The following is a 16,158-nucleotide window of genomic DNA, read 5'->3' on the forward strand; positions in this document are numbered from 1 at the left end:
ATTATCTAAGGCTCAACTTCAGTTATTTGTTAAGTTAATGTTAAATTTTGAAGGTTTGCAATCAAATTTTGTCCATAACAATATCATAAGGTTATTTAATGACCATAATGCTCAATGGAGCTGAGTGAGCAAGCCCGTGAAAGAAAGAAAGACAAGACCTGTTAATTTAGATTTACAGACCATCCACTTTCCAATCACAGCAATAGCTTCCATCCTACACCGTGTGTCTGGGGTGATAACTTTTGCCGCGATTGGAATTTTGCTTTGGTTACTATCCATTTCCCTCTCATCCCCAGTAGGCTTTGCCGAAGCTAGCGACATTGTCGATGGTTTCTTCGTGAAGTTTATTCTGTGGGGCATTTTAACCGCTTTGGCTTACCACATTGCTGGTGGTATTCGTCACCTTCTTATGGACCTTGGTCACTTTGAAGAGCTGGAATCTGGCGCTAAGAGCGCTAAGGTTGCATTCGCAGCAACAGCGGTATTGTCTCTACTAGCGGGGATCTTAGTATGGTAAACAACGTTTCTACTTTTGGTCGTAATGGTGTCCACGATTATCTATTGATTCGTGCAACTGCCATCATTATGACGCTTTACACTATCTACCTAGTTAGCTTCTGTGCTTTCTCTGGTGATATCTCTTACGCATCTTGGACGCAATTCTTTGGTGGAACCTTCACTAAAGTCTTCACCATGTTAGCGCTTACTTCTGTTTTGGTTCACGCGTGGATCGGCCTATGGCAAGTACTAACTGACTACATCAAATGCGCAAAACTGCGTGTTGGTCTTCAAGTCGGTGTTGTTGCAGTTCTTCTTGGATATTTCTTCTCTGGTCTGTTTATTTTGTGGGGTGCGTAAGTGACTATTCCTGTTCGTGAGTTTGATGCCGTAGTTATCGGCGCTGGTGGTGCAGGTATGCGTGCCGCACTGCAAATTTCTGAGCAAGGCCTTTCTTGTGCATTGCTTTCTAAAGTTTTCCCTACTCGTTCTCATACGGTTTCAGCGCAAGGCGGCATCACTGTTGCTCTTGGTAACGCGCATGAAGACCATTGGGAACAACATATGTATGACACAGTAAAAGGTTCTGATTACATCGGTGACCAAGACGCTATCGAATACATGTGTAAAAACGGTCCTGAGTCGGTAATCGAACTCGAAAAAATGGGCCTGCCTTTCTCTCGTTTTGAGAACGGTACTATTTACCAGCGTCCTTTCGGTGGTCAATCTAAAAACTTTGGTGGTGAGCAAGCGGCTCGTACCGCAGCTGCAGCCGACCGTACTGGTCACGCACTGCTTCATACGCTTTACCAACAAAACATTAAACACAAAACGACGGTTTTCTCTGAGTGGTATGCACTGGATCTTGTTAAAAACGAAGATGGTGCAATTTTAGGTACTACCGCGCTTTGTATGGAAACGGGCGAGGTTTGCTACTTCAAAGCGAAGGCAACAATCCTTGCGACTGGTGGTGCTGGTCGTATCTACGCATCAACAACCAATGCACACATTAACACTGGTGACGGTGTTGGTATGGCGATTCGTGCTGGCGTTCCTATGCAAGACATCGAAATGTGGCAGTTCCACCCGACGGGTATCGCTGGTGCAGGTGTATTGGTAACGGAAGGTTGTCGTGGTGAAGGTGGTTACCTTCTCAATAAAGACGGCGAACGCTTCATGGAACGTTACGCACCAAACGCTAAAGACTTAGCGGGTCGTGATGTTGTTGCTCGTTCAATGATGGTTGAAATTCGTGAAGGTCGCGGTTGCGATGGCCCTTGGGGTCCACACATCAAGCTTAAGCTTGATCATCTAGGTAAAGAGACACTTGAATCTCGTCTTCCTGGTGTATGTGAACTTTCTCGTACCTTTGCTCACGTTGATCCAGTGAAAGAGCCAATCCCAGTAATCCCGACATGTCACTACATGATGGGTGGTGTTCCAACACAAGTTTCTGGTCAAGCTATTAAGCAAACCGAAGACGGCAACGATGTTGAAATCCAAGGTCTCTTTGCTTGTGGTGAAATCGCATCAGTATCAGTACATGGTGCCAACCGTCTAGGTGGTAACTCACTGCTTGATTTAGTGGTATTTGGTCGTGCGACAGGTCTACACCTAGGTGAGACACTGAAGAAGCAAGACGAAGCGAAACCTGCAACTGAAGCTGACATTGAGCGTTCACTAGAGCGTTACAACCGTTGGGAAAACAGCACAGACGGCGAAGATCCAGCGCAAATCCGTAAAGATCTTCAGCAATGTATGCAGAACAACTTCTCAGTATTCCGTGAAGGCAAAGCAATGGCTGAAGGCCTAGAAGAGCTAAAAGCGATTCGCGAGCGTCTGAAAAATGCACACCTATCTGATAAGTCTACAGAGTTCAACACTCAACGTATCGAGTGTCTAGAGCTTGAAAACTTGATGGAAACGGCATTCGCAACGGCTGTTGCTGCAAATTTCCGTACAGAGAGCCGTGGCGCACACGCTCGATTCGATTTCCCTGACCGTGATGATGAGCAATGGCTATGCCACTCACTTTACAACCCAGAGTCAGAGAGCATGACTAAGCGTGGTGTAAACATGGAACCTATCCATCGTGAAGCGTTCCCACCAAAAGCACGTACGTACTAAGGAGATATGACCATGAAACTGAATTTCTCTTTATATCGTTACAATCCAGATGTCGACCAGAAACCTTATATGAAGGAATACACTCTAGAAGTGGATGAAGGTTCAGACATGATGCTTTTGGATGCGCTTATTCTGTTGAAAGAGCAAGATCCAACAATCTCATTCCGTCGCTCATGCCGTGAAGGTGTATGTGGCTCGGATGGTTTGAACATGAACGGTAAAAATGGCCTAGCGTGTATCACGCCATTGTCTGCGCTTTCGGGCCAAGACAAGATTGTGATTCGCCCACTGCCTGGCTTACCCGTTGTTCGTGACCTGATTGTAGACATGACTCAGTTCTACGATAACTACGAAAAAGTGAAGCCATTCTTAGTGTCTGATGGCAATGTGCCACCGGCTCGTGAAAACTTACAAAGCCCTGATGAGCGTGCTCATTTAGATGGATTGTACGAATGTATCATGTGTGCATGTTGTACAACGTCATGCCCATCATTCTGGTGGAACCCTGACAAATTCATCGGACCAGCAGGCCTGCTTGCAGCGTACCGTTGGCTAATTGATAGCCGAGATACAGCGACAGACGAACGTTTGTCCGATCTTGATGATGCATTTAGCGTTTTTCGTTGCCATGGCATCATGAATTGTGTAAGTGTTTGTCCTAAGGGATTAAATCCGACGAAAGCGATTGGTCACATCAAGACCATGCTAGTGAATCGTTCGGTTTAAGTTATATAAAAATTGCCGCCCTAGAAGTTTTGGGGCGGCCTTTTAATAGCTCGGCATAGACCGCAGCAAACGTGAAAACTACTGGTTAAGGGAAAATATGCACAACGGCGTGATGAAGGCATGGCTCGAGTCTTCACACTTGGCTGGCGCCAATGCAACGTACGTAGAAGAACTCTATGAACTGTATCTAAGTGACCCAGATTCGGTAAGTGACGAATGGAGAAGTGTTTTTGAAGAACTGCCTGTGCAAGCTTCAGAGACAGTGGAACAACCACACTCTCGTGTTCGTGAATACTTCCGTCGACTCGCTCAAGAAACAAAGCATTACAGTGTCCAAGTTAGTGATCCAGATGTCGATGCGAAACAAGTAAAGGTTCTGCAACTTATTAATGCCTATCGATTCCGAGGGCATCAAGCAGCAAATCTAGACCCCCTAGGTTTATGGAAAAGAGCGACAGTTGATGAACTGGACCCTTCTTTCCACACTCTTACCGAAGATGACCTCAATGAGACGTTCAACGTCGGCTCTTACGCCATTGGCCAAGAGACGATGGTGCTTAAAGATCTCTACAAATCTCTAAAGCAAACGTATTGTGGCTCTATTGGTGCTGAATACATGCACATGACAAATACAGAGCAAAAGCGTTGGATCCAACAACGTTTAGAGTCTGTATCTGGTCAACCCTCTTTCAACAAAGAAGAAAAGCAAGCTTTCCTAGAAGAGCTAACTGCTGCTGAAGGTCTTGAGCGCTATCTTGGTGCGAAATTCCCAGGCGCAAAACGCTTCTCGTTGGAAGGTGGTGATGCTCTTATCCCAATGACGAAAGAAATTATTCGTCATGCTGGCGGACAAGGCATGCGTGAAGTTGTTGTTGGTATGGCTCACCGTGGTCGTCTAAACATGTTGGTCAACGTGCTTGGTAAAAAGCCACAAGACCTGTTTGACGAGTTTGCGGGCAAGCACGATGACACGTGGGGTACTGGTGATGTGAAATACCACCAAGGCTTCTCTGCGGACTTCGCAACGCCAGGCGGCAACGTTCACTTAGCACTAGCATTTAACCCATCTCACTTAGAAATCGTAAACCCGGTAGTTATCGGTTCAGTACGTGCACGTCAAGATCGCCTTGGTGATAATGATGGTAGCCGTGTACTTCCAATTACTATCCACGGTGACTCAGCTATCGCTGGTCAGGGTGTAGTACAAGAGACGTTTAACATGTCTCAAGCTCGTGGTTTCTGTGTAGGTGGTACGGTTCGTATCGTTGTAAACAACCAAGTTGGTTTTACAACGTCTAACCCTCGCGATACACGCTCTACGATGTACTGTACCGATATCGCGAAGATGGTTCAGGCTCCGATTTTCCACGTTAACTCTGATGATCCAGAAGCGGTTGCGTTTGTTGCGCGTCTTGCATTGGATTACCGTAATACGTTTAAGCGTGATGTTGTTATTGATTTGGTTTGTTACCGTCGCCACGGTCACAATGAAGCCGATGAGCCGAATGCAACACAGCCTTTGATGTACCAAAAAATCAAGAAGCACCCAACACCACGTAAGCTTTACGCTGACGTGCTAATGGAGCGCGGTGAGTTTGGTATTGATACAGCAACTCAGCTAGTTAACGAATATCGTGATGCACTTGATCACGGTGAAGTTGTGGTTAAAGAGTGGCGTCCAATGGCACTTCACTCAGTAGACTGGTCTCCTTACCTAGGTCACGACTGGAACATCGAGTGGGATAACAAGATTGATATCGAGCGCCTGAAAGAGCTTGGTACCAAACTTTGTCAATACCCGGACAGCCACAAGCTGCAAAGCCGAGTAAATAAACTGTACAACGATCGTACTGCCATGGTGAATGGTGAGAAACAAGTCGATTGGGGTATGGCTGAAACTCTGGCATACGCAACACTTGTTGACGACGGTAAGCGTATTCGTATCTCAGGCCAAGATTCAGGTCGTGGTACGTTCTTCCACCGTCACTCAGTACTGCACAATCAATCAGATGCAAGCACGTATGTTCCTCTTGCGAACATTCATGATAAACAAGGGCCATTCCAAGTGTTTGACTCTGTGTTATCTGAAGAAGCGGTACTCGCATTTGAGTATGGTTACGCGACAGCAGAGCCAAGCGGTCTAACCCTTTGGGAAGCTCAATTTGGTGACTTCGCAAACGGTGCACAAGTTGTTATCGACCAATTCATTTCATCAGGTGAGCAAAAGTGGGCACGTCTATGTGGTCTAACTATGCTGCTTCCTCACGGTTATGAAGGCCAAGGCCCGGAGCACTCTTCTGCACGTCTTGAGCGTTACCTTCAGTTATGTGCTGAACAAAACATGCAGGTTGTTGTTCCTTCAACACCAGCTCAGGTTTACCACATGATTCGCCGTCAGGTTGTTCGACCAATGCGTCGTCCACTGATTGTAATGTCACCTAAGTCATTGCTTCGTCACCCTCTGTGTACTTCTTCTCTTGAAGATTTGGCAGAAGGCACGTTCCAACCAGCTATCGCAGAAATTGATGACCTGGCGCCTGAGAACGTAAAACGCGTCGTGTTCTGTTCAGGTAAGGTTTACTTTGACCTGCTTGACCAAAGACGTAAGAACGAGCAAGACGATGTCGCTATTGTACGTATTGAGCAACTTTACCCGTTCCCTTATGAGGATGTGAGAGCTGCCATCGCACAATACACAAATGTAGTCGATTACGTTTGGTGTCAAGAAGAGCCACAAAACCAAGGTGCTTGGTACAGTAGCCAACATAATTTCCGAGCTGCTATCCCAGTAGGTGCTGATATTCAATACGCAGGTCGTCCTGCATCAGCATCACCAGCTGTTGGCTATATGTCAGTACACTTGAAACAACAAAAAGCGTTAGTTGACGACGCTTTGACCCTACTTAAGAACTAGAAGTAAAAGGAAAATACGCACATGACAATTGAAATTCTGGTTCCAGATTTACCTGAATCTGTGGCTGATGCAACAGTTGCTACTTGGCACAAAAAACCGGGCGAAGCGGTTGCACGTGATGAAGTCATTGTAGATATCGAAACAGATAAAGTAGTTCTAGAAGTACCGGCTCCTGAAGCGGGTGTTCTGGAAGCTATCATCGAAGAAGAGGGTGCTACGGTACTTTCTAAGCAGCTTCTGGCTAAAATCAAGCCGGGTGCTGTCGCTGGTGAACCAACGAAAGACACCACTGAAGATACAGAAGCATCTCCTGATAAGCGCCATAAAGCTGCGCTAACAGAAGAGAACAACGACGCGCTAAGCCCAGCTGTTCGTCGCCTGCTTGCTGAGCACAACCTACAACCAGCTGACGTTAAAGGCACTGGTGTTGGTGGTCGTATTACTCGTGAAGACATCGACGCACACCTAGCAGCAGCGAAAGCGGCTCCGGCAGCAGCATCTGCACCAGCAGTTGAAGCGCCAGCAGCGGCTCGCAGCCAAAAACGCGTGCCTATGACTCGCCTACGTAAGACAGTTGCAAACCGTCTTCTAGAAGCGAAAAACAGCACAGCAATGCTGACTACTTTCAACGAAGTGAACATGAAGCCAATCATGGACCTTCGTAAGCAGTACAAAGACCAATTCGAGAAGCGTCACGACACGCGTCTTGGCTTCATGTCTTTCTACGTGAAAGCAGTAACAGAAGCGCTAAAACGTTTCCCAGAAGTGAACGCTTCTATTGATGGTACAGATATCGTTTACCACAACTACTTCGACATCAGCATGGCGGTATCTACGCCACGTGGTCTAGTGACTCCAGTACTTAAAGACTGTGACACACTAGGTTTCGCTGATATCGAAAAAGGCATCAAAGAGCTAGCAATCAAAGGCCGTGACGGCAAGCTAACGGTTGATGAACTGATGGGTGGTAACTTCACTATCACAAACGGTGGTGTATTTGGTTCTCTAATGTCTACGCCAATCATCAACCCACCTCAAGCGGCAATTTTGGGTATGCACAAAATCCAAGACCGTCCAATGGCTGTTGATGGCAAGGTAGAGATTCTACCAATGATGTACCTAGCGCTTTCTTACGACCACCGTCTAATCGATGGCCGTGAATCAGTTGGCTTCCTAGTGACCATCAAAGAGCTTCTAGAAGATCCTGCACGTCTGCTATTAGACGTTTAGTATCGCTAAAACGTCTAGTTAACCCCGTTAGCTAGACGTAAAAAGTTTCAAAGGCTAGGCTGCTCAACGTCTGGCCTTCAATTGAACTGTAAAGCCATTAGAAAATGGACAGCAGTTGTTTTGAGAAGACCCTACAGACGTAACACAGGAAACTGTGTCGTTATGGAAATAATAATCCCTTAAGGGAAAATAAACGGAATATCAAAATGAATTTGCATGAATACCAAGCCAAACAGCTGTTTGCAGAATTCGGTTTGCCTGTACCAGAAGGTTTCGCATGTGATACTGCACAAGAAGCTTTCGAAGCTGCAGGTCGTATCAGTACAGCCAAGAAAGTCGTTAAGTGTCAAGTACATGCTGGTGGCCGCGGTAAAGCGGGCGGCGTAGAGCTACATGACACCAAAGAAGGCGTTAAAGAGTTTGCACAAAAGTGGCTAGGTAAAAACCTAGTGACTTACCAAACAGACGCTAATGGTCAGCCTGTAACAAAGATCCTAGTTGAAGAAGCATCAAACATTGCTAACGAACTTTACCTAGGTGCTGTTGTTGACCGCGCAACGCGTAAAATTGTATTCATGGCGTCAACTGAAGGCGGTGTGGACATTGAGAAAATCGCTGAAGAAACTCCAGAGTTGATTCACCAATCAGCGATCGATCCTCTAGTAGGCCCTCAAGCTTACCAAGGCCGTGAACTTGCGTTCAAACTTGGTCTAGTTGGCGATCAAATCAAACAGTTCGTTAAGATCTTCATGGGTCTTGGCAAAATGTTCTCTCAGTACGACCTAGCTCTACTAGAAATCAACCCGCTTGTCATTACTGGCGAAGGCAACCTGCTTTGTCTAGACGGTAAGATCAACATCGACTCAAACGCGATGTACCGTCAGCCTAAACTACGTGAAATGCACGATCCATCTCAAGAAGATGAGCGCGAAGCACACGCAGCACAGTGGGAACTGAACTACGTAGCACTAGATGGCAACGTTGGCTGTATGGTTAACGGTGCAGGCCTTGCGATGGGTACGATGGATATCGTAAACCTACACGGCGGCAAGCCAGCAAACTTCCTTGATGTAGGCGGCGGCGCGACTAAAGAGCGTGTAGCTGAAGCATTCAAGATCATCCTTTCTGATGACAATGTTAAAGCAGTACTCGTAAACATTTTCGGTGGCATCGTTCGTTGTGACATGATCGCTGAAGGTATTATCGGTGCAGTTAAAGAAGTCGGCGTAACAGTTCCTGTAGTTGTTCGTCTAGAAGGTACAAACGCAGACCTAGGTCGCGAAGTACTTGCTAATTCTGATGTTGATATCATTGCAGCTGAATCTCTAACAGATGCTGCTCAGAAAGTTGTTGCTGCTGCGGAGGCTAAATAATGTCTGTATTAATTAACAAAGACACTAAAGTAATCTGTCAGGGTTTCACTGGCGGTCAAGGTACATTCCACTCAGACCAAGCTATCGCATACGGTACGCAAATGGTTGGTGGTGTTTCACCTGGTAAAGGTGGTCAAACTCACCTAGGCCTTCCAGTATTCAACACAGTACGTGAAGCGGTAGAAGTAACTGGCGCAACAGCAACAGTTATCTACGTACCAGCTCCTTTCTGTAAAGATGCAATCCTAGAAGCGATTGATGCAGGTATCGAACTGATCGTAACGATCACTGAAGGTATCCCTACAACAGATATGATCGACGTTAAAGTGAAGCTAGAAGAAACTGGCGTTCGCATGATCGGTCCTAACTGTCCAGGTCTTATCACTCCAGACGAGTGTAAGATTGGTATCATGCCTGGTCACATCCACAAGAAGGGTAAAGTAGGCATAGTATCTCGCAGCGGTACTCTGACGTACGAAGCAGTTAAGCAAACAACAGATGAAGGCTTTGGTCAGTCTACATGTGTTGGTATCGGTGGTGACCCTATCCCAGGTTCAAACTTCATTGATATCCTAAAACTTTTCCAAGAAGACCCAGAAACTGAAGCAATCGTAATGATTGGTGAAATCGGTGGTACTGCGGAAGAAGAAGCGGCTGAGTTCATCAAAGCAAACGTAACTAAGCCAGTTGTATCTTACATCGCTGGTGTTACTGCTCCTCCGGGCAAGCGTATGGGCCACGCAGGCGCAATCATCTCTGGCGGTAAAGGTACTGCTGAAGATAAATTCGCAGCACTAGAAGCAGCAGGCGTTAAGACTGTTAAGTCTCTTGCTGACATCGGTAAAGGCCTACGTGAAATCACGGGTTGGTAATCAGCTGGCTTTTATCGATTGAGATAGAAGTTAATTGAAACGATATTAAAAAGGCTTGGTCACTGACCAAGCCTTTTTTTATGTTTTCGAGATACGAGATCGTACTGCTAAGTGCTAAGCTCGACTTCTAACCATTTGAGATAGCATAAACATTGCTGCCGCACTGATAACCACAGACGGGCCAGCAGGCGTATCATAGAACCAAGACAAGCTTAATCCACCGAATACAGCGATAGAGCCAATAATTGATGCAAGGAAGGCCATCTGCTCAGGTGTGCTCGAGAATTTCCTTGCCGTTGCTGCAGGAATAATCAGTAGCGATGTCATGATTAACGCACCAACAAACTTCATACCGACAGCAATCACGATACCGACCAATAGCATCAGAATCAGACGCATTAAATCAATGTTGATGCCATCAACCGCCGCGAGATCTTCGTTAACCGTCGTTGATAGTAGTGGTCGCCAAAAGATAGCAAGTACTAATCCAATCACAGCAGCACCCGCATAGATGAACACTAAATCCGTTGGAGATACTGCCAGCAAGTCACCAAATAGGTAGCTCATTAGGTCAACACGAACGTTATCTAAGAAACTGACAGCAACCAAACCAAGTGATAGCGCACTGTGCGCCAAAATACCGAGTAGGGTATCGGTCGCGACCAGCTTTTGTTTTTGTAAAGTCACTAGCAACACGGCCAGCATCAAACAACAAATCAGCAGCGCGAAATACAAGTTAATGTTGAACAGAAAGCCAAGTGCTAAGCCCATCAAAGAAGCGTGAGCAAGCGTGTCACCAAAGTAAGCCATCTTACGCCACACCACGAATGAACCTAGTGGGCCTGCAATTAGTGCAATACCCAAACCCGCCAAAATAGAGGGAAGAAGAAACTCAAGCATTAGTGGTGTCCGTGTTTATGGTTTGAACATTCATGCACGTCGCCTTCGACAGGCTGGCCTGCGAGATCATGATGGTGATGTTCGTGTTGGTGATGATAAAACGCTAGCGTCTCTTGGGTCGCGGTGCCAAAGAGCGCAATATACGAAGGATGGTGTTTGATGTCTGCAGGTGCGCCTGAGCAACAGATGTGGTGGTGTAAACAGATAACATCGTCTGTTTTTGCCATCACTAAATGCAGATCGTGTGAAACCATAAATACGGCACAACCAAAGCGGTGGCGAATGGTGTCAATCAAGTCATACAGGTCTATTTGCCCTTGAACGTCGACGCCTTGAGCCGGTTCATCGAGAACCAGTAGATCTGGTCTTCTTAGCAATGAACGAGCAATGAGCACACGTTGGTTTTCTCCGCCAGATAGCTGGTGCATGTTACTCTTCTGCAGATGTTCAGCACCAACAAGCTTCAATGCTTCAAGGATCTCTTGCTGACTGAAATTGCCAGTGAGTTTTAGAAAACGCTCTACGTTGAGCGGTAGGGAATCATTGAGCTTTAATTTTTGTGGTACATAGCCAATTTTCAGTTTTTTAGCTTTTGTTATTGTGCCTGAAAATTTGGTCTGTAAACCCAGTACCACTTTTACTAATGTCGACTTTCCTGCACCGTTTGGCCCAATCAGGGTGGTGATTCTGCCGCGCTCTAAATTTAGAGAGATGTTGTCTAGAACTTTTCGACCGTCAAATTCGACGCTCACAGAATCTAGTTGGATTAAGTTATCCATGAATAGAACTCATTTGCAATTCGCTAATGTTATAATGTAACATTTACCTCAAGCCTAAGCTACTTTTCTATTATCGAGGGATTATGTCACGTTCATCTTTTATACTTGCTACTTTGCTTTTAGCGCCAAGTGTCGCAAGTGCCAATACTATTCTAACAAGCTTTAAACCAATTCAAATGATTGTGACAGAATTAACGCAAGGCGTTAGTGAGCCGGATGTGTTGATGAACAGCAATGCTTCGCCGCATGATTATGCGCTTAAGCCATCGGATGTCAAAAAAGTTCATAGTGCCGATATGGTCATCTGGTTCGGCCCTGACCTAGAAGCCTTTCTGACTAAGGTGATTGGTTCAAAAGAAAATGTTATCAAGATCAGTGATATTCCCGGAATCAACTTGCGAGAGTACGGACACGAAGAGCATGACCACGATGCACATGAAGGGCACCACCACGGTAGCCATGACCCGCATTTTTGGTTAGGTATCGAGCAAGTTGAAGTAGCTGCAAAATACATCTCAGCTAAGTTGATTGAATCTGATCCAGACAACGCAATGGCGTACCAAGAGAATCTCGATTCATTCCTGATTGCATTGAAAGAGAAGCAACAGTCTATTCGAGAGCAACTTGCACCCGTGAAAGACAAAGGTTACTACGTTTTTCATGACGCGTATGGTTACTTTGAGCAAGAGTTTGAGCTAAATAACTTAGGTCACTTTACGGTGAGCCCAGAGCGTAAGCCGGGTGCAAAAAGCCTGATCGCTATTAAGAAAACGATAGTACGTGAAAACGTTCAATGTGTGTTTTCTGAGCCTCAATTCACTCCTGCTGTGATTGAATCAGTGACGCGCGGAAGTAACGCAAAACAAGGTCAGCTTGACCCTATCGGTTCAACAGTTGAAGTGAAGAGTGGAAGCTATTTCGATTTTCTTCAGCAACTTACAGATAGCTATACAAGTTGCTTAGACGAGAAGTAAGTCATAAACGAGTATTCTTTACTCTACTTTGCTCTCGTTAATTTATGAATCATGCCGCTTTTTGCGGCATTTTCGTGACCGCTAAGATAAAACCTCCTAACAAATAACAAACCTCCTTTCTCCTTTTCTAATTTCCGCTAAAATGGAAAGATAATAATAAGCACAAAAAAACTCAGTTTTTGGTTTAGCAACGATAAGACGTTGTGGTACCCAAAATTTCATGTGTTGTTGCTGTTCAGGATTAAGAGTTGTATCGAATTATCTTCAAAATGTTCATGTTAATGAGCATTTCATTTAGCGTTCTAGCGGTAAATACCTCGCCCTCCGTTTTCTATCCTTTGCCCGCTCAAGCGCAAGGGAATTTCCTTGCGGCTAAAAACTTGTATTTAGGTGCCGGAGGTGGGCTCTGGGTTCATGATGTGCATGGAAAAGTACTCTTTTACGATGGTCGAACTCTATTCCCTCGCAAGGGAAGCTTACTGCAATTTTCTTCGGAAAGAGTCGCCTTTCTGAACGATGAGTTTTGGACATTTTTCGACAATGAGGTCTATCGACATAACCCTGGAATTGGCAACGAATTGGCGTTTAGCCTAAGTCCCGGCGCTGAAATAGCGAATATCGGTGCATCAGGCGATTATATTTGGGTTACTGACGGCAGTAATTTCTATACCTACAACACTCAATCTTTAGAATTCAACACCTACTCTCTACTTAAACTGTACCGATACAATAACAGCAGTGACATTGCGATTAACGACGCTGAGTGGGTACTATCAAAGTGGGTGCTAGCGACCAGTTCTGGCGTTTACCTTTCAGAGAATCAAGAGTTTACCCATGTCACCGCATCAGACAAAAACCATATTGAGACGGTTTATTTTTCGAATGCTCGACGTGAGTTAGTGATCGGTACTTTAAATGGTGCTGTGATTGTTGATCTCGCGAACCCAGACAAAGAGACCATCGTTAAAGGGTCGCATGTTCTCTCGTTGGCCGAAACTTCGGACCAGTATTGGATTGGTACAGAGCACGGCCTTATTAGCTACAACTTTATTACGGGACAAATTACTCGATTCGAACAAGCCGCTAGTCAAGACTTCTCGTTACCGGGTGAGAAAATATATTCGTTGATAAACGATCATGCTGGTGGTTTGTGGGTTGCGACAAACAACGGTATCCGATACTTCTCACTGTTCAGCAAAACCTTCTCGAGAACACCCCTAACTGGAATGGGCATGCATTCGAGTAGTGTGGTGATCAATAAAGTACTGCCTGTCAGTGACCAGTTATCTTGGGTCGCGTCTTCAATGGGGCTCTACTTGGTTGATTCTGAAAGTGAAGAGAACCCAATTCGTGTTTACTCTAACCCTGTTAATGATTTTGAGATCTTTGGCTCTTCCATTTGGTTGGCGACCGAACAAGGTATCATCAGTCTAAATACGGAAACACTACAACCCGAAGCCCTTGATTTACCAAGGCCAATTGAGGGAGTGCGTGTTGAAAACCTTGCGCTTCAAGCCGATAACGTTCTTTGGATGACCTCTGGGCAAAACCTCTATTCGTTATCTATCGAAACCATGAAACTGACGAGTTATGGCACTGACTGGTTAGTCGACAAGTTCTTGCCTGCGAAGATCACCGCTCTCAATGTAGGCTTGCTAGGTCGCATCTATATAGGAACGGATCATGGCTTCTACTCGTTCATTGATAAACGAATTAGCTTTAGTCGTTCCAGCGAACGGTTTGGCAAAGTCGTCGATATTGAAAAAGCGAAGGATGGAGCGCAGTGGTTTGCGAGCAGTTATGGCGTGTATCGAATCCCGGATGACAGCTCTATTATTCAAGAAATCACTCTTGTTGAAGACAATATTAGCCCCAACTGCCTGATAAGCGATGACAATGGTGTTTGGTTAGGCTCTTCGAAAGGCATCAGTTATTACGGATTGGATGGGCAACTGCATAAACACATAGGTTCGCCATTTGGTTTGATCACCAATGAACTGGCGGCAGGAGCGTGTGCTCTTTTTTACAGTCAAGATAGCCAACCTTCGAGGCTTGTTTTCGGCTCAAAGTATGGTGTAGTCAGCGCGTTATCTAACGAGTTACTGGTATCAACTACACCTCATAGCCGTGCCTTGTTGAGTAAGATAAGTGTCGACCAACAAACGGTATCACTTGGCGGGAAAACGGCAGAGCTGGATGAGATTCCTTATGGTTCATCGATGGGGTTTAAGCTAGGTATCTTACCAGCAACGTTCGCACCTGCGATGGAATACCGACTGAGCGACGATGAACCTTGGAGTGAGTTTGAAGGGGGCTTGTTAACGCTCGATCATCTTCTTCCAGGGGATTACACACTTGAAGTGAAGCCGGTTAAAGGCTCCCATTATCGCTTTGTGTCAACCAATCAAAGCTTCTCGATTGCGGAGCCTTGGTATCTGACCAATTGGGCTGCAGCAAGCTCTCTGATATTACTGATTGGCGTTGTGACTATCTTAGTCTTTTGGCGTTCGCGTTATGTCACTTTTGCCAACCGGCACTTAAAAGCGCAAGTTGCACTGAAGACAGACCAATTGAGGCACCAAAGCCGGATATTACTCGCCACTAATCAACAGCTTAAAAAGCAGCTATCCGTGAAGAATGCGCTTGTGTCTCACACTGCCAATGAACTCTCTTCTGAAGTGAATCATATTGCTGCGATGCTCCCGAATTGGAATGACGAGCTCGGGAAGTCGCCGATTCTAACCTTGAAAAATGGCTTAGCTCAATTGAGTAATACGCCTCAAGGAGAAGGGCAAGTTTGTTACGATATAATTTTAATCTTAGAGGTGGTACTCAAAGCTTGGCAGGATGACTTAACCAAAGCCGGTATTGAACTGGATATTAAAGTCGAAACAAAACAACGATATGTCTCGTTGCTGTATTTTAATCTCGATATTATCTTCAATAGCTTGGTCGGGAGCATCATCAAGAGAAACTTTAAGTCGCAGAGTATGGTGGTTCTGGTTGAAGAGGTTAAGGAGCATCTTGTTGTAACCATTCGAGATCATGGCATGCCTTTCCCTAAGCTGGCATCAAGCATGGGTGACAATACCGGAAAGTCGACCGACCTTAACATCGAAAAGCTGCCGCTATTGATGAATCAGAGCGGTGGCGAGCTTAATGCCTTTGTTTCGGAGTCTCAAAATAAGGTTCAGCTTTCGTGGCCAATTGAGTATCAAGTACTCGACAATCTCGAAGCCAGCACAATTGAACAGATTGAAACCATTAAGCTTGCCGCCTCAACACCAGAGCAACAAAAACTGACAGCGGAACAAGAGTGGAAGAACAGAGTGTCGCAGCTTGTGAGTGAAAACTACGCTGATGCCGAGTTCAGTACTGCAACTGCCGCTAAGTATTTGTTTATGTCTGAGAGAAGCTTACAGAGACGCTTTAAATCGGCTTACAACAAGACCTTCAAAGAGCACTTGAATGAAGTACGTCTAGAGCATGCGTGTGAGCGCTTACTCGCTGGAGAGAAGATCTCTGATGTGGCGTTTGATTCGGGGTTCAATGACCCTTCCTATTTCAGTCAAAGGTTTAAGCACCACTTTGGCATGTCACCATCTAAGTTTGCTGAAAACAACGAAGAGTAGCACGCAGCGGATACTCAGCTAGAACATAAATAAAGATACTTTAGCCTCGACATTCGTGTTGGGGCTTTCTTATGCTTCTACGAGATACGAGATACGAGATACGAGATACGAGATACGAGATACGAGATACGAG

At 45.5% G+C, this 16,158-nt stretch carries 12 protein-coding genes; 10 read left to right on the plus strand and 2 right to left on the minus strand.

Features of this window, described 5'->3' with window-relative positions:
• Window positions 1-124 precede the first annotated feature (124 nt).
• The 8 genes from sdhC (at window position 125) to sucD (ending at window position 9,740) form a co-directional block, all read left to right on the plus strand.
• A complete protein-coding gene (gene sdhC / locus AB6E51_RS09930; protein WP_372058942.1) occupies window positions 125-517 on the plus strand; it encodes a succinate dehydrogenase cytochrome b556 subunit in 393 nt (130 codons plus the stop codon).
• Window positions 511-858, plus strand: a complete 348-nt coding sequence (gene sdhD, locus AB6E51_RS09935; protein ID WP_010436768.1) for a succinate dehydrogenase, hydrophobic membrane anchor protein — start codon at window positions 511-513, stop codon at window positions 856-858. The genes sdhC and sdhD overlap by 7 nt, the downstream gene beginning before the upstream one ends.
• The gene (gene sdhA / locus AB6E51_RS09940; RefSeq protein WP_017061947.1) at window positions 859-2,625 is read left to right on the plus strand and encodes a succinate dehydrogenase flavoprotein subunit; all 1,767 of its coding nucleotides are present in this window, start codon (window positions 859-861) and stop codon (window positions 2,623-2,625) included.
• Window positions 2,626-2,637: 12 nt separating this feature from the next.
• Window positions 2,638-3,351 (plus strand): succinate dehydrogenase iron-sulfur subunit, encoded by a 714-nt coding sequence (locus AB6E51_RS09945; RefSeq protein ID WP_010436773.1) that lies wholly within the window; start codon window positions 2,638-2,640, stop codon window positions 3,349-3,351.
• 97 nt (window positions 3,352-3,448) lie between these two features.
• Entirely contained in the window at window positions 3,449-6,265 is a 2,817-nt protein-coding gene (gene sucA / locus AB6E51_RS09950) for a 2-oxoglutarate dehydrogenase E1 component (protein ID WP_017061946.1), read from the plus strand.
• 21 nt (window positions 6,266-6,286) lie between these two features.
• Window positions 6,287-7,495, plus strand: coding sequence for a 2-oxoglutarate dehydrogenase complex dihydrolipoyllysine-residue succinyltransferase (gene odhB, locus AB6E51_RS09955; RefSeq protein ID WP_017056410.1), 1,209 nt, complete (start codon window positions 6,287-6,289; stop codon window positions 7,493-7,495).
• 206 nt (window positions 7,496-7,701) lie between these two features.
• Entirely contained in the window at window positions 7,702-8,868 is a 1,167-nt protein-coding gene (gene sucC / locus AB6E51_RS09960; protein WP_019820479.1) for an ADP-forming succinate--CoA ligase subunit beta, read from the plus strand.
• On the plus strand, window positions 8,868-9,740 hold the full coding sequence (gene sucD / locus AB6E51_RS09965; protein WP_004734209.1) for a succinate--CoA ligase subunit alpha: 873 nt from the start codon (window positions 8,868-8,870) through the stop codon (window positions 9,738-9,740). The genes sucC and sucD overlap by 1 nt, the downstream gene beginning before the upstream one ends.
• 114 nt (window positions 9,741-9,854) lie before the next feature.
• Here sucD and znuB read toward each other — a convergent pair whose 3' ends face one another.
• Together znuB and znuC are read right to left on the minus strand one after the other, a co-directional pair.
• Complete coding sequence (znuB, locus tag AB6E51_RS09970; RefSeq protein ID WP_017061944.1) at window positions 9,855-10,640, minus strand: zinc ABC transporter permease subunit ZnuB; 786 nt, start codon at window positions 10,638-10,640, stop codon at window positions 9,855-9,857.
• Window positions 10,640-11,419, minus strand: coding sequence for a zinc ABC transporter ATP-binding protein ZnuC (gene znuC, locus AB6E51_RS09975; RefSeq protein WP_017061943.1), 780 nt, complete (start codon window positions 11,417-11,419; stop codon window positions 10,640-10,642). Before znuC ends, znuB begins: the two co-directional genes overlap by 1 nt.
• An 83-nt stretch (window positions 11,420-11,502) precedes the next feature.
• On the opposite strand from znuC, the gene znuA reads away from it, so the two are divergent.
• Window positions 11,503-12,393, plus strand: coding sequence for a zinc ABC transporter substrate-binding protein ZnuA (znuA, locus tag AB6E51_RS09980; protein ID WP_372058944.1), 891 nt, complete (start codon window positions 11,503-11,505; stop codon window positions 12,391-12,393).
• A gap of 269 nt (window positions 12,394-12,662) precedes the next feature.
• Window positions 12,663-16,025, plus strand: coding sequence for a helix-turn-helix domain-containing protein (locus AB6E51_RS09985; protein WP_372058947.1), 3,363 nt, complete (start codon window positions 12,663-12,665; stop codon window positions 16,023-16,025).
• The last annotated feature ends 133 nt before the right edge of the window (window positions 16,026-16,158 follow it).

This window comes from Vibrio sp. 10N.247.311.47, assembly GCF_041467535.1.
Classification (GTDB): domain Bacteria; phylum Pseudomonadota; class Gammaproteobacteria; order Enterobacterales; family Vibrionaceae; genus Vibrio; species Vibrio crassostreae_C.